General features: G+C 72.1%; 14 protein-coding genes. 8 read left to right on the top strand and 6 right to left on the bottom strand.

Annotated elements, in window-relative coordinates; translation table 11 throughout:
• Window position 1 precedes the first annotated feature (1 nt).
• Complete coding sequence (locus tag ACWD12_RS11005; protein ID WP_358347697.1) at window positions 2–892, bottom strand: LysR family transcriptional regulator; 891 nt, start codon at window positions 890–892, stop codon at window positions 2–4.
• A 200-nt stretch (window positions 893–1,092) separates the two neighbouring features.
• Here ACWD12_RS11005 and ACWD12_RS11000 point away from each other — a divergent pair, with 200 nt between their 5' ends.
• From ACWD12_RS11000 to ACWD12_RS10985, 4 genes are all read left to right on the top strand, one after another.
• Window positions 1,093–1,911 (top strand): hypothetical protein, encoded by an 819-nt coding sequence (locus tag ACWD12_RS11000; RefSeq protein WP_450099268.1) that lies wholly within the window; start codon window positions 1,093–1,095, stop codon window positions 1,909–1,911.
• A 111-nt stretch (window positions 1,912–2,022) separates the two neighbouring features.
• Window positions 2,023–3,513 carry an MFS transporter gene (locus tag ACWD12_RS10995; protein ID WP_450099267.1) on the top strand — a complete coding sequence of 497 codons (1,491 nt, stop codon included), beginning with the start codon at window positions 2,023–2,025 and terminating at the stop codon, window positions 3,511–3,513.
• Between the two features lie 297 nt (window positions 3,514–3,810).
• Window positions 3,811–6,021: an MMPL family transporter gene (locus tag ACWD12_RS10990; protein ID WP_450099266.1), complete on the top strand. Its 2,211-nt coding sequence runs from the start codon at window positions 3,811–3,813 to the stop codon at window positions 6,019–6,021.
• 128 nt (window positions 6,022–6,149) lie between these two features.
• Window positions 6,150–7,769 (top strand): DUF7379 domain-containing protein, encoded by a 1,620-nt coding sequence (locus ACWD12_RS10985; RefSeq protein ID WP_450099265.1) that lies wholly within the window; start codon window positions 6,150–6,152, stop codon window positions 7,767–7,769.
• Window positions 7,770–7,786: 17 nt separating this feature from the next.
• Here the strand turns inward: ACWD12_RS10985 and ACWD12_RS10980 are convergent, their stop codons facing one another.
• Complete coding sequence (locus tag ACWD12_RS10980; protein ID WP_450099264.1) at window positions 7,787–9,334, bottom strand: amino acid permease; 1,548 nt, start codon at window positions 9,332–9,334, stop codon at window positions 7,787–7,789.
• A gap of 151 nt (window positions 9,335–9,485) precedes the next feature.
• Here ACWD12_RS10980 and ACWD12_RS10975 point away from each other — a divergent pair, with 151 nt between their 5' ends.
• Window positions 9,486–10,637: a DUF7638 domain-containing protein gene (locus ACWD12_RS10975; protein WP_450099263.1), complete on the top strand. Its 1,152-nt coding sequence runs from the start codon at window positions 9,486–9,488 to the stop codon at window positions 10,635–10,637.
• Here the strand turns inward: ACWD12_RS10975 and ACWD12_RS10970 are convergent.
• Window positions 10,634–11,461: an enoyl-CoA hydratase/isomerase family protein gene (locus ACWD12_RS10970; protein ID WP_358349188.1), complete on the bottom strand. Its 828-nt coding sequence runs from the start codon at window positions 11,459–11,461 to the stop codon at window positions 10,634–10,636. The two genes, ACWD12_RS10975 and ACWD12_RS10970, sit on opposite strands and share 4 nt — an antisense overlap.
• 267 nt (window positions 11,462–11,728) lie before the next feature.
• On the opposite strand from ACWD12_RS10970, the gene ACWD12_RS10965 reads away from it, so the two are divergent.
• Together ACWD12_RS10965 and ACWD12_RS10960 are read left to right on the top strand one after the other, a co-directional pair.
• The gene (locus ACWD12_RS10965; RefSeq protein WP_358349186.1) at window positions 11,729–12,271 is read left to right on the top strand and encodes an inorganic diphosphatase; all 543 of its coding nucleotides are present in this window, start codon (window positions 11,729–11,731) and stop codon (window positions 12,269–12,271) included.
• A gap of 207 nt (window positions 12,272–12,478) precedes the next feature.
• Window positions 12,479–13,003, top strand: a complete 525-nt coding sequence (locus ACWD12_RS10960; protein WP_450099262.1) for a VOC family protein — start codon at window positions 12,479–12,481, stop codon at window positions 13,001–13,003.
• A 131-nt stretch (window positions 13,004–13,134) separates the two neighbouring features.
• Here the strand turns inward: ACWD12_RS10960 and ACWD12_RS10955 are convergent, their stop codons facing one another.
• Both ACWD12_RS10955 and ACWD12_RS10950 read right to left on the bottom strand, forming a co-directional pair.
• On the bottom strand, window positions 13,135–13,926 hold the full coding sequence (locus tag ACWD12_RS10955) for a VOC family protein (RefSeq protein WP_450099261.1): 792 nt from the start codon (window positions 13,924–13,926) through the stop codon (window positions 13,135–13,137).
• Window positions 13,927–14,072: 146 nt separating this feature from the next.
• Window positions 14,073–14,843 carry a hypothetical protein gene (locus ACWD12_RS10950; RefSeq protein WP_450099260.1) on the bottom strand — a complete coding sequence of 257 codons (771 nt, stop codon included), beginning with the start codon at window positions 14,841–14,843 and terminating at the stop codon, window positions 14,073–14,075.
• Between the two features lie 76 nt (window positions 14,844–14,919).
• On the opposite strand from ACWD12_RS10950, the gene ACWD12_RS10945 reads away from it, so the two are divergent.
• Window positions 14,920–15,519 carry a TetR/AcrR family transcriptional regulator gene (locus ACWD12_RS10945; RefSeq protein ID WP_450099259.1) on the top strand — a complete coding sequence of 200 codons (600 nt, stop codon included), beginning with the start codon at window positions 14,920–14,922 and terminating at the stop codon, window positions 15,517–15,519.
• On the opposite strand, the gene ACWD12_RS10940 is transcribed toward ACWD12_RS10945, so the two are convergent.
• Complete coding sequence (locus ACWD12_RS10940; protein ID WP_450099258.1) at window positions 15,511–16,365, bottom strand: hypothetical protein; 855 nt, start codon at window positions 16,363–16,365, stop codon at window positions 15,511–15,513. The genes ACWD12_RS10945 and ACWD12_RS10940 overlap by 9 nt on opposite strands.
• Window positions 16,366–16,691: the final 326 nt, after the last annotated feature.

Below are 16,691 nucleotides of genomic sequence, written 5' to 3'. Positions count from 1 at the left end.
CTCAGACGCGGCGTGTTCCCGCGTCGCGGGCCGCCTGTGCGAACGCCCGTACCAGCGCGCTTTCGCCCGCACTGCGCCAGACCAGCGCCCACCGCAGCTCCGCGGCGTCGTGGATCGGGATGTACGCGATGTCCTCCCGCGCGAAGTACTTCGGTGCGTGCGCGGGCACCGGCGACATGCCCAGCCCCGCCGCGATGTTGGCCAGGGTCTCGTGCACCGTGGCGACCTCCGGTCCGCGCGGGATCGGCTTGCCGCTCGGTGTCACGCGCGGGTTGATCGCCTCTTCCCAGTAGGCCGGGATGTTGCTCACCGCCTGGAACACCGGCCCCTCGGCCAGGTCTTCGAGCGACACGGTGTCGCGCCCGGCGAGGTGGTGGCGCGACGACACGGCAAGGACGAGCGGTTCGGTGACCACGACCGGACCCACCGTCAGATCCGGTTCCTCCACCGGCAGCCAGACCAACTGCACATCGACCGCCCCGGAGCGCAGCGGCCCGAACGGGTCGCCGATCTGCGCCTCGCGGATCTGCAGGCGGCACTCCGGATGGCGCTCGCGGAACAGGTCGGTCACCGCGTGGATCTCGTGCAGCATCGCGTCCATGATGCCCAGGCGCAGGACGCCGGTCAGCCCCTTCGCCGCCGAACTCGCCCGGGCAATGCCCTCGTTGATGAGGCGGTAGCCCTCCGCCAGGTCGTCGCGGAGCCGGGCGCCGATGGGCGTGAGCGTCACGTTGCGGCTCGTACGCTCGAACAGCGGCGCCCCGATGCGGCGTTCCTGGAGCTTGACGGCTTGGCTCACGCGCGCCCGGGAGACCAGCAGGCGGTCCGCGGTGCGACCGAAGTGCAGCTCTTCGGCGAGCGTCAGGAATATCTCGATGTCGCGCAGTTCCACGTACCCCGCTCCGCCTTCCGCGACCGCCTCGGATCGCGATCGGTAACCCCTGAGTTAACCAAGGTTGCGACCCTCGCCGTTGTTCCGGGGCTCCGGTCCGCGCATCTTGGATGGCACACGCATTCGCCGCGATCACCGCGGCCGCCGCACATCACCACGTCCCGACGTCCGCGACGTCGCACATCCCCAGGGAGTCAGCCATGCCCGCAAGCGCCGTCGTGACCGGAGCGGACCAGGGGATCGGCGGAGCCGTCGTACGCGGCTTGCGACGTCGTCTGGCGCCCGGGGCGGTGGTGCGCGAGGCCGCGGCCGACCAACTACCCGACGCCCCTGCCGCCCGGGCGTTGGCCGCGTCCGCGGCGACCGCGGGCGGGGGAGGCGTCGACATCGTGATCGTGCACACGACCGGCGCCGTCGCCCCCGGACTGCGGATGGCCGACCAGGTCCGCGACTACATCGAGCTGAACAACCACGGCGTGCACCGCCTGATGGCCGCGTTCTCGCCGGTCCTGCGCGACGGCGCGCGCTTCGTCGTGGTGAGCGGCGCGCTCGGGTCGCTCGACCACCTGCCGCAGGGCCTGCGCGACCGGTTCGACGGTCCCGACGCCGACCTGCCGCACCTCGCGCGCGTGCTGGACGGGTACGTCGCCGCCGTCGAGGACGGGACCGCCGCCGACCAGGGCTGGCCCGCGTGGATCGAGGTCGCGTCGCGCGTCGCCCAGGTCGCGGCGGTACGCGCGTTCGCCCGCGCCGTCGCGGCCGGTCCGCATCGCGGCGTACTCGTCAACGCGGTCGCCCCCGGCCCTGACGACCCGGTCGAGGACATCCTGCGTGTCGCCACCCTGCCGGACGGCGCCGGCCCCGTCGGCATCCACGCCGCGGCGCCCTTGTCCGCCGTCCTCCCGGCCGCCGATCCTCCCGCCGGCACCCGCCTGCCGCACGGCACTCTCATCGTCGGCCGGACCCCCGTGCCCTTCATGCGGGCCCGCCTCGCCGACCGTTCTGTCAACAGCCGATGATTTAGTGCTCGGGAAGTGCGGACAAACCACACGCCCACCTGCCAGAATCGGTAACTGACGGGGTGTCAGATGGGGGCGCGGCTGCCGCGTGCCGAGGGAGCGGGACACAACGTGCCACGGCGGTCTGCGGGATCCGGAGCAGGTGCGGGGGCGGGTGCGGGTGCGGCGCATGCCGCCGCGGGCCGCGCACAGAAGACCCGCGAACGCGCCGATCCCCGGCTGCTCGCGGCGCTCGTCCTGGCCACCATGGCCTACTCGCAGCTCCAGGCGATGGTCGGCCCCGCGGTGCCGACCCTCCAGCGCGAGCTGCACGCGGACACCAGCGAACTCGCCTGGATGATGAACTCCTTCATCCTGTCCGCGGCGGTCGCCACGCCGCTCGCCGGACGCCTCGGCGACATGTTCGGGCACCGCCGCGTACTGCTGGCCGTGCTGGGGCTGCTCGCCGCCGGGACCGCGCTGTGCGGGCTGGCGACGACGCTGCCCACTCTCGTGGTCGGCCGGGTTATCGCGGGACTCGGCGGCGCGGTGTTCCCGCTGTCCTTCGCGATTGTGCGCGACGCGTTCCCGTCCGCGAAAGTGGCGGCGACGATCGGGCTGCTGTCCGCACTCACCGGCGTCGGCGGCGGTGTGGGCATCGTGGCGGCCGGCCCGATCGTGACGCACATGTCGTACCACTGGCTCTTCTGGTTCCCGCTGGTGCTGATCGTCGCCGCCCTGGCCGCCGCGGTGGCATGGGTCCCGCGGTCGGCGCCGGGAGAACCCGGGCCGGTGGACTGGATCGGTGCGGTCCTGCTCTCCGGCACCCTGGTGAGCCTGCTGCTCGCGCTCACCAAGGCCGGGCAGTGGGGCTGGGGATCGGCCGGGGTGCTGGGGTTGCTCGCCGCGTCCGTGGTGTTCGGGCTGTGCTGGGCGGCGGCCGCCGGGCGCAGCCCGGCCCCGCTGATCGACCTCGGCACGATGCGGCTGCGTGCGGTTTGGACGGCGAACGCCGCGGCCGTGCTCTCCGGCGTCACGATGTCGACGAGCATGTTCCTGCTGCCGCAGCTGGCCGCGCTGCCGGAGTCCACCGGGTTCGGCATGGGGCTCAGCGCCACCAAGGCGGGGCTGTTCATCCTGCCGCAGTCGTTCACGATTCTGGTCGCGGGAGTCGTCGGCGGCCGCGTCGGAGCACGGTACGGCTCGCGGCTCGTCCTCGCGGGCGGCACCGCGCTCGCCGCCGGCGGCATGGGCATGCTCGGCCTGTGGCACGCCGCGGTATGGCAGGCCCTGGTCGCCAGCGCCGTGGTCGGTTTCGGCGTCGGGCTGCTCCAGACCGCACTGGCCAACGTCGTCGTGGCGGCCGTGCCGCCGACCCAGACCGCCGCCGCGACCGGCGCGAACACCGTCGCCCGCAACATCGGCATGACACTGGGCGCGCAGCAGGCCGCCACCGTCCTCGCGACCGGGTCCCACGGCATCCCCGGCCCGACCCAGTTCGCCGTCGCGTGCGGCATCGCGGTCGGTGCGGGGACGCTGGCCACGGCGATATCACTGCTGGCCCCGGGCCGGCAAAAGGACGCCGTGCCCGGTCGCGCGGCGCCCGAGGACACCGCCTCGTAGGCACCGGTCACCCGCGGAACGCCGCCTGGGCTGCCCAGTCGACCGGGCCCGTTGCCCGTTGCGCGTCGCCCGCTGCGCGCGGCCCGTCGCCCGTTGCTCGTCGACCCCGGCCCGCGGTTCGGCCAAGTGAGCGTATGCGCGGCCCTTCGCGGCGAGGCGTTCCGAGGAGCGCGTTCCGATATGCCGACAATCATCATGTTTCGGCCAGGGGCCGCACGCCGACAGCCGGGGTGCGGGGCCGCGGCACAGGCCGCCTGGCGCGCACGCCGGAGCGGGAGTCGGCGTCGGAGGAACCGCGTGTCCACCTACCTGTTCCGGCTCGGCCGCTGGGCGTTCCGGCGCCGTCGCTGGGTGCTCGCCTTCTGGCTCGTGGTCCTGGTGGCCGCGATCGTCACCGCGACGGCGAGCGGCGGCCAGACGAACGACGAATTCACCATCCCGGGCACCGAGTCGCAGCAGACGACCGATCTGCTGGAGCAGAAGCTCCCCGCCCTGGCCGGCGCGCAGACGCAGATCGTGTTCGCGGCGCCCGGCGGCGGCAGCATCACCGAGCCCGCGTACCAGTCCGCGATCCAGTCGGCGCTGACGCAGGCCAAGTCGGTGCCCCAGGTCGTCTCGGTGTCCGACGCCTCCCAGAGCGTGGCGCCCGACGGCCGCGTCGCGCAGAGCTTCGTGCAGTACTCCGAGGACCCCGCCGGGGTGAAGGACTCCAGCATCGACGACCTGGTCAAGGCGATGCAGCCGGTACGCGACGCGGGGGTCCAAGTCGAGTACACCGGCAGCGTCTACCCCGGCTGGCGCATCGAGGTCTCCGAGACCCCGGAACTGGTCGGCATCGCGGTCGCCCTGGTGATCCTGCTGGTGACCTTCGGCGCGCTGGTCGCGGCCGGAATGCCGATCGCCACCGCGGTCATCGGCGTGGTCATCTCGCTGATGGGCGTCACGGCGGTCGCGGCCGTCGTGGACGTCGCCTCCGCGTCGACCACCGTCGCGATCATGCTCGGGCTGTCCTGCGGCATCGACTACGGCCTGTTCATCCTCTACCGGCACCGCAACCAACTGCTGCGCGGCACACCCACCGAGGACTCCGTGGCCCTCGCGCTCGGCACGTCCGGCAGTTCGGTGGTGTTCGCCGCGCTCACCGTCGTCATCGCGCTGTGCGGACTGGCCGTCGTCGGCATCCCCTTCCTGACCGTCATGGGGTTATGCGCCGCCGCGGCGGTGACGATCGCGCTGCTCGTCGCCCTCACCCTGCTCCCGGCGCTGGCCGGCTTCGCCGGACCGACGCTGATCCGGTTCGTCAGTACGCGCCTGCGCCCCGGTCACCACGAGACGGTCGCGAAGACCGCCGCCACGGAGCCGGCGCGGACGTTCGGCGCCAAGTGGGCGCGCTTCGTCGTGCGCTTCCGGATCCCGGTGCTCTTCGCGGGCGTCGCCCTGCTGGTGGTGCTCGCGATCCCCGCGCTCGACATCCAACTGGGGCTGCCGACCTCCGGGTCGCAGCCCACGTCGACGACCGAGCGCAAGGCGTACGACCTGGTCGAGGACAACTTCGGGCCCGGCTTCAACGGTCCGCTCCTGGTCGTCGCCGACGGTGCGGTCTCGCAGGACTCGGTCCAGCAGCTCGCCGTCGCGCTCGACCAGCAGCCGGGCGTCGCGTCGGCCGCGCCGCTGGCGGTGAACGACCAGGTCGCGGTCGTCCGGGTCATCCCCACCACGGCGCCGAACGACGAGGAGACGGCCGACCTGGTGCACCGCATCCGCGACAACCGCGCCACGGTCGAGGCGGCGGCCGGGGGAGTCCCGGTCACGGTCGGCGGCACCACCGCGTCCAACGTCGACGTCTCGCAGAAACTCGCGGACGCGCTCCCGGTGTTCCTCGCGGTGGTGGTCGGCCTCGCGTTCGTCCTGCTGACGCTGGCGTTCCGGACGATCCTGGTGCCGATCAAGTCGATCCTCGGCTTCCTGCTCTCCGTGGCGGCCGCGTTCGGCGCCCAGGTGGCGCTGTTCCAGTGGGGTTGGGGCGAGCACATCTTCGGCATCACGCCGACCGAGACGATCAGCTTCCTGCCGATCATCATGCTGGCCATCATCTTCGGACTGTCCAGCGACTACGAGGTGTTCGTGGTCTCCCGCATCAAGGAGGACCACTCGGAGACCGGCGACGCGCGCGGTGCGGTCGAACGCGGAACCGCGCAGTCCGCCCGCGTGGTCACCGCCGCGGCGCTGATCATGTTCTCGATCTTCGTCGCCTTCATGTTCACGGACGACCCGACGATCAAGGCCCTCGGCTTCAGCTTCGCGGCCGGCGTGTTCCTGGACGCGTTCGTGGTACGCCTGACCCTCGTCCCGGCGGTCATGGCCATCGTGCGCGGCAAACTCTGGTACCACCCGCAGTGGTTCGCGAAGTACGTGCCGGACCCCGACATCGAGGGCAAGCACCTGGAAGAGCGCCTGGCCGCGGAATGGTCGTCCGACCCGGCCGGTTCGCGTACGCCGCGCGGCTGACCGCGACGGCGGCGGCGAGCCGCGGGCTTGGCCGTACGGCCCTCGGAACGGGGGCTTCCGGCAGTATCGTCGTGCACAGCGACGCGATTGCGGCGCGGGGGTCATTCGGCATTCCGGGGGGAATCGCCATGGCAGGGACATTCAGCGGACAGGGCCACGTCGACCTCGGCGACGGGGTGGCGCTCACCGCCCCCGGGCTTCTGATCGGCGTCGACGTGGTACCGGAACGGCCTTTCGCCGACGAGGGGTTGGCGGTCGCCGTCGACCCGGTCCACGCGGCGCTGGCGGCGAGCGGGATGACGGCCGAGCGCACATTCGTGGTCAGCACGACGGCCGCGCCCGCCGAGGGGGCGCCCGCTTCCGGCCCCGCGCCGACCGGACCGGACGGCGTACTGCCCGCGCAGGCGCCGCCGCCGGGCCTCGAATCGTTGTCGCCCGCACCCGCCTCGGACCTCATCCTGGACGTCCCGTCCTCCGCACCCGGCACCGCCCAGGTGCTGCGCTACCAGGACGCCGCGGGACTGTGGCACTGGGCATGGCCGCAGAGCGCCGCCGCCCCCGGAGCCGACCCGGTCCACGGGGCAACCGGCGAACCCGCTGCCGGGACAACGCGGTTCGCCGTACCGGCCGCGGCCCTCGACACCACCGAGGCCCCGCCGCCGCCCGACGGGCCGAACCTCGACGAGGGCATCATCGGCACGATCGTCCGCAAGGTCGTGCACGAACTCGTCGTGTTCGTCTACCCGATCGTGGACCGCGTGCTCGACCCGATCGTCGACAACCTCGCCCAGCAGCACGAGATCAAGACGCGCCCTTACGGCGTGCGGACGGTCACGCCGGACAACTACGCCGTGCCCTACGCGCCCGACTCCCGCATCGAGACCGCCGAGCAGTGGGCGCGCCTCACCGAAGGCCGCGTACTCCTCCTCGTGCACGGCACCTTCTCTACCAGCCACGGCGGGTTCGGCGAGTTGGACACCGCCACGGTCGCGGCGCTGCACGCGGCGTACGGCGGCCGCGTCATCGCCTTCGACCACCCCACCGTCTCGGTCTCCGTCGAGGCCAACATCGACGCGCTGCACCGCATGACCCTGGCACCGGGCCCGCTCGACGTCGACATCGTCGCGCACAGCAGAGGCGGCCTGGTCGCCCGCGAACTGGTCCGCCGCCAGGGCGCGCCGGACGCCAAGTACCGCGTGCGGCGAGTCGTGTTCGCGGCCACCCCGAACCGCGGTACGCCGCTCGCCGATCCCGAGCACGTGGTCAAGTTCATCGACCGCCAGACCAACCTGCTGACCCTGCTGCCGGGTCCGGCCGAGATCGTCGGCGACACCCTGGCCGGCCTGATGACCGCCGTGCAGATCCTCGGGCACGCGGCGCTGACCGACCTCGACGGGCTGTGCGCCATGTGCCCCGGCAGCCCCGTTCTCGAGGCGCTCGCCGCGTCCGACTGCGGGGGCACGGAGTTCTACGGCATCCACGCCGACTTCGAGCCCGCGGACGGCCTCGCACTGAAGCTGCGTGCCGGTGATCTCCTCATGGACTCGGTGTTCCCCGAGGCGAACGACCTGGTCGTCCCCACGCACGGCGTGTGCCTGCGCGATATGCCCGCGGGCGCGTCCGCCTCCGGGTTCCCGATCCCCGACGAGCGCGCACTGCACTTCACCGCGGACCGGGCGGTGTGGCACAGTTCGTTGTTCGGCGAGTCGCAGACCCGCGCCAAACTCCTGGAGTGGCTGCGGCCCTGAGACCAGGCAGACACGACTCAGCCCGGGACGGACTTCCGCTCGCGCAGCAGGCCGATGGCCAGGATCACCGCGACCACCGCGGAGGACGAAGCGAGTTGGGTACGTGCGTCGTCGCTCTGGCCGAAGACCATCAGCGCGACCACGGCGATCATCGCGGCGAGCGACGCCCAAGTCAGGTACGGGTACAGCCACATCCGCACGACCAGCTTCTCCGGCGCCTCGCGCTCGTACCGCCGCCGCAGCACCAACTGCGAGGCGGCGACCGCGAACCACACGAACAGCAGCATCGCGCCGACCGAGTTCAGCATGTGCTTGAACACCTGCTCGGGCCACCACACGTTGAGCAGCACCGCGAAGAACCCGAAGGCCGACGACGCCAGGACGGCCCGGCGCGGTACGCCGCCGCGCGAGACGGCCAGCAGGGCTCGCGGCCCCTCGCCGCGTTCGGCGAGCGAGTAGACCATGCGGGACGCGCCGTACAGCATCGTGTTGAGCGCGGACAGCAGCGCGACGAAGACGACGACGTCCATGAGGGTGGCCGTGCCGGGGATGCCGATGCGGTCCAGCACCGCCGCGTACGGCCCGGATCCGACCGCGTCCGAGTCCCACGGCAGCAGCGTCACGATGACGAGCACCGAGCCGATGTAGAAGAGCACGATGCGCCACACGATCGTGCGTACCGCCCGGGCCACCGACCGCGCCGGGTCGTCGGACTCGGCGGCGGCGATGGTGGCGACCTCCAGGCCGCCGAACGCGAAGACCACCGCCAGTAGGCCGGTGACCACTCCCGACCAGCCGTTCGGCAGGAATCCGCCCTGCCCGGTGAGGTTGCCGAGCCCGGGCGCGTCGTTTTCCGGCAGCCAACCGAGGATCGCCAGGGTGCCGAGCACCAGGAACGCGACGATCGCGAAGACCTTGACGCCCGCGAACCAGAACTCGGACTCGCCGAAGACCTTGACCGACAGCAGGTTGGCGCCGGAGAAGAACACCATGATCGCGAGCGCGAACACCCACTGCGGTACGTCCGGCCACCAGCCGTGCGCGATCCGCGCGGCTCCCGCGGACTCGACGGCGAGCACGACGGTCAGCATCCACCAGTAGAGCCAGCCGACGGTGAAGCCCGCCCAGCGGCCGAACGCGCGCTCGGCGTAGACCGAGAACGACCCGCTGCGCGGCGACGCCGCCGACATCTCGCCGAGCATGCGCATGACCAGCACGACGAGCAGGGAAGCGAGGGCGTACGAGATCAGGATCGCGGGCCCGGCGGTCCGGATGCCCTGCCCGGTGCCCACGAACAGCCCGGCGCCGACCGCCCCGCCCAGCGCGAGCATCGTGAGGTGGCGCGGCTTGAGGCCGTGCCCCAGATGCTCGTCCCCGTCGCGGCCCACCGCCTCGCCCGCCTTGCGTTCACCCGGTCCACCCGAGCCGACGGCCGCGGCGCCCGATCCACCGGCCCCACCCCTGCCGACTTGCCCGAACCGCCCGACCGAGCCGCCTGCCCGGCCTGCGGCACGCTCGGGGCCGTTGCTGCCGGGGGCCGGTGACACGGGTGGGGTGGTACTCATGGGCGCGCAGGTCCTGGTGCTGGGACATCGGGGGAACCGCGTCAGTATCACCCCACTGCACGATCCCCACCAAAACGCGCATTTCGGCGTCTCTGGGAGGTCGAGTCGAAAATCAGTTCTCCCGGCGGCCGTCCGGTCCTAGGCTCCGCGCGTGCATCCCACCCACCGCATGGTCGACGGCTCTCGTGTCGAGGGCCTGTCCCGTCCCGCGCTCCACCGCTTCAACGGCCGCCTGGAGCTGGTGAACCTCGCCGCGTACGCCGACGGCATCGTGTCCGTCGGCGGCGGCCCCTGGGCAACCTGGTCCTTCGAACGGTTCGTCGAGGCCGTCCACGACGGGGAGATCGTCGCGCACGTCGAGGACGGCATGCAGGTCCACGCCTACGACTTCGGGGACTGGACCGTTGCCGAGGCCACCATGTCGTACGACGACCCCACGGCGCTGATCACGGAGATGGCCGACGCGGTCGACCGGCTCAACGGCAGGCCCGACACCGTCGACCGCTTCTACGCCGCCGTCCGCGCCTACGGGCGCGAGTCCTCGCCGGAGGCATTGGCTGCCATGCGTACTGCGGCTGACGCCGTCCCCGACCGGTGGGGGTGGCTGGTCGACTCCGCGTCGACGCAGGCGGCGTACCGGGTCATGTGGCACGACGAGGGTGCCACGCTCTGGGGTGGCCAACAGATCTCCGCCGACGAGGCAGAGCAGGCGCGGCAGGAGCTCGCCGAGTACGCCGCCGAATGGGACGACCGCGACGAGGCCGCTTCCGCGGCCAAGGCCGCGCAGCTCGCGACCGCATCGACGGTCGAGCTGTACGACGTGAACTTCGCCCACCCAGACGGACCGCCGCCGCGGGACCCGGGCGCGCTCCGCAACGAGTTCCCCCTCGAGACGACCGTCGCGGGCGCCACGTACCCCTCCCTGCACCACGCCTTCCACGCCTTGTCGATCCTCGACGACGCGGGCCGGGAAGCCGTGGCCGCCGAGCCGATGGGCATACGCGTCCCCTACGTCGCGGCTGGATACCCGGAGCGCCCCGAGTGGCCGGCGGTGCGCCTCGCCGTCATGACCGAGCTGCTGCGCGCGAAGTTCCGCGAGCACCCGGATCTCGCGGACATCCTCGTGTCCACGGGTGATGCGCGCATCGTCTACCAGAGCCTCGACCCGTTCTGGGACGGCGCCGGGCCGGGGGAGACGAAGCGGCACTGGATGGGCCGTCTGCTCGAACTCGTACGCGCCGAACTCGTCCTCGCCCGCTCGGCCGTCGCGGCCGGGGACGACGCACCCGGCGAGCCCCGCTAGGCGGACTGCCCGCCGTCGCCTGCCTTGTCGCCTGTGCCGCCGCCCGCGGTGCGTGCGTCGACGGCGGCGAAGTCCGGGTCGCGGCGTTCGGCGAAGGCGGTCAGGGCCTCGCGGTTGGCCGGGCCGCCCAGCAGCAGCTTGAACGCCTCGTTCTCGCGCTCGCGGGCCCGGTCGAGCTGATCGCCCAGCGCCGCCAGCAGCACGCGCTTCGACTCGACCAGTGACGCGACCGACTTCGACGCCAGCACCTTGGCGTGCCGCAGGGTCTCCGCCATCAGGTCGTCCGGGGCGACGGCCTTGAACGCGAGTCCGAGCTCGACGCACTCCTGCGCGCTGATCCATTCGGAGCTGAGCAGCACCCACGCGGCGCGCTGCCGCCCGATGAGTGCCGGGAAGGTGTGGCTGCTGGCCGCCTCGGGGGCGACGCCGAGTGAGGTGAACGGGCACTTGATGCGGGCGTCCGTCGACATGAAGACCATGTCGGCGAAGCCGATGACGGTGGCCCCGATGCCGAGGCCGAGCCCGTTGACGGCCAGGAACAACGGCTTCGGGAAGGCCGCGAGCTGGTCGACCATGCCCGGGAAGCCGTGCTTGCCGTTGACGAAGCCGCCCGCGTTGCGCTGTGCCATCTCGACGAGGTCGGTGCCCGCGGAGAACGCGCGGCCGGTTCCGGTGAGCACCACGACGGCGACCGACGGGTCGGCCGCGGCGTCGATCAGGGCCTCGCACGTGGCGTCGTAGAGGGCCTCGTTGAAGGCGTTGAGGGCGTCGGGACGGTCGAGGGTCAGGATCCGTACGCGGTCGGTGTCCTCGATGCGGATCATGGCGGTTTCCCCTCGTTCTGCGGCTCGTCGCGCGGTCGCGGCCGGTCCGGTGCGCACCGGACCCGGCGATGGACAGGAAACCGTTCTTTATTGACCAAGTCAAGGGATGGCGGAAGCACGCCGGGCATGCCGATCCGGCCGGTTCACGCGGGCGTAACGGCACCTTCACCGGGGAAGGTCCACGACTGCGCCGATATGCACCTCTGTCATTGCCGTGTCATTGCCACCGAACGGGCCGAAGCGGGCGAAAAACAGGGAGGAGCCGTCGTGGAGTTCGACGTCGTCGTGGAGATTCCGGCAGGAAGCCGGAACAAGTACGAGATGGACCGGCACACCGGCCGCATCAGGCTCGACCGCATGCTGTTCACCTCGACCGCCTACCCCGCGGACTACGGCTTCGTCGCCGAGACCCTCGGGGGCGACGGAGACCCGCTGGACGCCCTGGTGCTGCTCGACGAGCCGACGTTCCCGGGCTGCCGGGTCCGCTGTCGCGCCCTCGGCATGTTCGTGATGCGCGACGAGAAGGGCCCCGACGAGAAGCTCCTGTGCGTACCGGCCCATGACCCGCGGCGGACCGCGATGCGCGAGATCGCCGACGTGCCCGCGCATCAGCTCAACGAGATCGCCCACTTCTTCGAGGTCTACAAGGATCTGGAGCCCGGCAAGTCGGTGGACGGGTCGCACTGGGAGGGGCGCGGCGAGGCCGAGAAGGAGATCACCGCGGCGCGGGAGCGGGCCGAACACGCAGAGCGGGTACTGCCGTTCGAGGGGCGCGCCGACCATCCGCGCCCGGGGCCGCGCCGCGGCTGACCCGCGGGACGAGCGTGTTCGACCGACGCATTGGCCACGCATCGGCCGCGCATCGGTCACGCGATTGCGACGCATGTCCGGCCTGTCATCGGCGCGGGGCCGGCGGTGGTGGGGGGCGAGCGCGGGCCCGGCGTTCCGATGGTTAGTTGAATGGTTAACTAAATCGAGCTATCGTCGAGGGAGCAGCCCGATCCCTTGGAGCACGCCATGCCGGTCACCCGCCTCAACCACGCCGTCCTGTACGTCCGCGACGTCGAGCGCAGTGTCGCCTTCTATGCCGACGTCCTGGGCTTCCGCACGGTCATGGCCTTCCCCGGCGCCGCGTTCCTCCAGGCGTCCGGCAGCACCAACGACCACGACCTCGGCCTGTTCCAGATCGGCTCGGCCGCCGCGGACTCCGGCGCCGGGCGTACCTCCGTCGGCCTCTACCACCTCGCGTGGGAGGTCGACACGCTCGACGAACTGGAGCGCGTGGGCGGGGAGTTGGCCAAGGCCGGCGCGCTCGTCGGGGCAGGCGACCACGGCACCACGAAGGCGCTGTACGCCAAGGACCCGGACGGCATGGAGTTCGAGGTGAGCTGGCTCCTGCCGGCGGACCTGATCACCGCGGACGTCCTCGCCGAGGCGCGCTCGAAGCCGACCCAGTCGCTGGACATCGCCAAGGAGAAGGCGCGCTACGGCGGCGGGACCAAGGGCGGCATCGGCATCTCGATCCCGTCCGTCCCCGCCTGAGCTGCCTGAGCTGCCTGAGTTGGGCCGAACTCGGCCGATCGGACGCGGAAGGGCTCCCGTACCGACGACGACTCCCGTGCGGAAGGGGTTTCGTCGTGTGCGGGAGCCCTGGTACGCGCCGCCGCCGGGACTCAGCCGCCCTGCTGCGGGTCCGGCTTGAGGACGGCGAACGTGGCGCCGGCCGGGTCGGCGTACCACGCCATGCGGCCCACCTCGGGGATGTTCTCCGCGGGCACCAGCACCGTGCCGCCGCCCGCCTCGACGCGACGCGAGATGTCGTCGGGGTCCTCGACGTCGAAGTACGGCACCCAGTGCGTCGGCGCGCCCTCGTCCATCGGCGGGCAGATGCCGCCGAACGCCGCCTGGCCCTGGTCCTCGCCCTCGGCGGTCGAGACCACGGTGTAGGACATGCCCGGCATCTCCATGACCTCGCTACGCCAGCCGAACAGCGTGCGGTAGAACGCCGTCGCGGCGGGCACGTCGCCGGTGTGCAGTTCGGTCCACAGGAACGTGTTCGGTTGACAGGCGATGTCGACGCCCTTGGTGGTGTTCCCCTGCCACACCGCGAACTCCGCGCCCGTCGGGTCGGTCAGACAGGCCATCCGGCCCGCGTCGAACACGTCGAACGGCTCGACGCGCACCGTCCCGCCCGCCTCCACCGCGGTCTTCGCGGCGTCGTCGGCGCTGGGCGTACTGAAGTACGTCGTCCAGGCGCTGGTGGCGCCCTCTTCGGTAAGCGGGCCGACGGCCGCAACGGTCTTGCCGTCGATCTGGAAGAACCCGTAGCCCATGGCCTCCTGGCCCAGGCCCTGGAACGACCAGCCGAACACGCCGCCGTAGAACGCGACCGCGGCGTCGATGTCCGGGCTGCCGAGGTCCAGCCAGTTCGGCGTACCGGTCGGGAAGTCGGGGGGTGTGATCATGGAGGACCGCTCCTCTCGTGGCGTGATGCCTCGAACGCGCACAGTCTCGCAGCGGCCTCCGACATTTGTACGAACCTCGGGCATTTGGTATGCCGCATCGCGCAAGGTGTGCCTCTGACCTCGCGCGATGCGCCCGACGCGCGGCGCTACGGCGTGTTGCCGGGGCGTGCCGGGTCCGCGGTTACGGGCGTCGGGCCGTCCGTCGCGATCGGGTCGGCCGGACCGGTGCCGGCCGCCGGGTCCGCCGTACGGGAGGAGCCCGCCGCGCCGGCCGGACCGGCCGACGTGGTCGCGGCCGCCGCCACGGCCTCGCGTTCGGCGCGGCGCGCGATGCCACGCAGCATGTCCATCCGCGTCAACCCGCTGAAGGCCTTGATCGCGAGCCAGTAGCGCCCGAACCGCCGTGCCGCCTCGCGGTCCGTGGCATGGATGTACGTCCCCGTCATCAGCCGGCTGGTCCCGTCGTGCCGCGGCTCGGCCCACATCGACGTCACCGCCTTGATGTAGCCGGACTCGTCGAAGGCCAGGAACGACGCCGGGTCCAGACCGCGCACGACGGCCGACTTGAGCGTCAACTGCCAGGGCCGGCCCACGAATCCGGCGGAGACACCGACGCCGGGCTCGTCGCTCTCCCGCAGGACCACGAAGCCGAGGCGGCGCATGCGTTCGGACGACGGCGGATCCGGTTCGACCGATGCGTATCCGTCCGCCGATCCCGGGCCTGCCCCCGATCCCGCGCCGCGCGCCGCGAAGCGTGCCGGCAACTGGCGGGCGCCCATGAGCGCCCGGGTGACCGGCATGTCGGAGTCCTCCAGGTCGAGGATGCACCGCGCCGACACCGCGACGGGCGCCGCCACCACGCGGTGGTGTCGGCTGCTCCACTCGTGAGCAGGGAGCCATTCGCGCAAATCGTGCATCGCCGCCACCTCCGCAAGGGGATCCGAGATCCACCGCATCGTGAATTACGAAACCATGGTCTCGTATTCTGACGTCATGACCGAGAGCGCCACGCCACGCGGCCGCCCGCGCGATCCGCGCGTCGACCGCACCGTGCGCCAGGCCGTGCGCGACGCCCTCGCCGAGACCGGGTACGCGGGCCTCACGGTGGACGCGATCGCCGCCCGCGCGGGCGTCGGGAAGGCCGCGATATACCGCCGGTTCGGATCCAAGGCCGAACTCGCCTTTGCGGCGGCCGTCCACGACATCGACGTCACGGCGCCGCCCGACACCGGGTCCCTCGTCGGTGACCTGTACGCCCTGGCCCGCATCGTCCAGGCGCGCGCGGCCAACCCCGTGGCGCGCGAGGTGATCCCGGCCCTGGTCGCCGAACTGGGCCGCAACCCCGCTCTCGCCGAACAGTTCCGCGGGCGCTTCCTCGACATCGAGCGCGCCGACTTCACGGAGATCTGCGCACGCGCCGTGTGCCGGGGCGAACTGCCGGGCCCGGTAAGGCCGGACATCGCCCACCTGATGCTCGCGGGCCCGCACTTCGCGGCGCTGTACGCCTTCCACGTCCCGGTCGACGACGCGCTCCTGCTCGACTTCGCGCGCGCCGCGGCGTCCGCCCTCAAGACCTTGGCCGTCTCACCCTGACGCCGCCGGCGCGATAGCCCCCGGCGGCGGCAACGCGGCGGCCGGCACGTCGTAGACGACGAGGTAGTGCTCACGCGGGGCGCACGGTTCGGCGTGGTACGGGCGCGAGGTGTCCGCGACGAGGACCGGGAGGCCGTCCGGCCCTATGTCGACGCGGGTCGAATCCGGAGTCGCGCAGGCCGGCACCAGGAACGCGAACCGCCGCTCGCCGTCCGCCGGGACCGGCTCGACGCGGGCGTCCTGCTCGGCCGGGGGACCGCCGCCGTTCTGCTCGATCCAGTCCTCGACCTGGCGCCGGTCGGTCACCTCGACCACGCGCGTCGGGGTGGCGGCCGGTGCGACCTCGATCTCGTCGTCGGACACCAGGATTCCGATGCCCAAGTCCCCGGGCGGAGCGTCCTGGTACCGGGCGTCATGCGGCAGACGGGCGAGCGGGACGGAGAAGTAGAGGACGTTCAAGTAGGGGGCGTCGCACTCCTCGTGGTCCTCGCCGCGGTTGACGCGCACCCGCAACTTCGCGCCGTTCGCGTAGAGCTGCGCTTCCTGCAGTTCGGCGCATCCGGTGCCGACGGCGATCACCACCAAGGCCGTCGCGGCGAAGTCGACCTTCGGCGCCGGGGCCTGAAGGTGGGATCCGATCACCTCGGCCTCGCGCTCGGTTCGGCCGAGATGGAAGGCGCCGTATTGCCGGTTCAGGAACCCGCGTTCGACCGCCACGGCGGAGTCGATCCGCCGGCCTTTCGGGGCGTCGTCCATCGGCGGGTCGCCTGGCGGCAGGAGGCAACCGGAGCTTGCCAGGGACGCGGGCGCGAGAAGGGCCAGAGCCAGAACAGCCTTGCTGCGCATGGCCGGACGTCCGGAAACGGTGTGCCGTCGCCACCACATCATGGCGTTGGGACGCAGCACCGGACCGGGTGGTTCCCGGGGCTCTCGGCCCCCTTCCCGTTCCCGTTCCGGCGAAGTGGCGCCGACGTCATCCGACTTGCGGGGCCGGGGGGGAAGGGCGCCGGTCAGGTAGTGCTGCACGGTGGCCGCCACCAGGGCCACGACCCGCTCGGGATCCGCGTCGCGGAGGGCGGCTGAAAGCTCGGGGGTCAGGAGCCAGGGGCTCGGTAAACGGAGAGTGGTGGGGGCCCCCCCCAACGGGGGGGGCCCCAGGTGTTGGCGCGAGT

The sequence above is a fragment of the Streptodolium elevatio genome, from assembly GCF_053592165.1.
This window is presented reverse-complemented; position numbering and strand designations above follow the sequence as displayed.

What these genes read in the sequence shown, in the direction of transcription:
- ACWD12_RS11000 (WP_450099268.1), top strand. Translation starts at nt 1,093, where the DNA reads ATGCCCGCAAGCGCCGTCGTGACCGGAGCGGACCAGGGGATCGGCGGA.
- ACWD12_RS10950 (WP_450099260.1), bottom strand. Translation starts at nt 14,843, where the DNA reads ATGCACGATTTGCGCGAATGGCTCCCTGCTCACGAGTGGAGCAGCCGA.
- ACWD12_RS10985 (WP_450099265.1), top strand. Translation starts at nt 6,150, where the DNA reads ATGGCAGGGACATTCAGCGGACAGGGCCACGTCGACCTCGGCGACGGG.
- ACWD12_RS10980 (WP_450099264.1), bottom strand. Translation starts at nt 9,334, where the DNA reads ATGAGTACCACCCCACCCGTGTCACCGGCCCCCGGCAGCAACGGCCCC.
- ACWD12_RS10955 (WP_450099261.1), bottom strand. Translation starts at nt 13,926, where the DNA reads ATGATCACACCCCCCGACTTCCCGACCGGTACGCCGAACTGGCTGGAC.
- ACWD12_RS10945 (WP_450099259.1), top strand. Translation starts at nt 14,920, where the DNA reads ATGACCGAGAGCGCCACGCCACGCGGCCGCCCGCGCGATCCGCGCGTC.
- ACWD12_RS10970 (WP_358349188.1), bottom strand. Translation starts at nt 11,461, where the DNA reads ATGATCCGCATCGAGGACACCGACCGCGTACGGATCCTGACCCTCGAC.
- ACWD12_RS10940 (WP_450099258.1), bottom strand. Translation starts at nt 16,365, where the DNA reads ATGCGCAGCAAGGCTGTTCTGGCTCTGGCCCTTCTCGCGCCCGCGTCC.
- ACWD12_RS10960 (WP_450099262.1), top strand. Translation starts at nt 12,479, where the DNA reads ATGCCGGTCACCCGCCTCAACCACGCCGTCCTGTACGTCCGCGACGTC.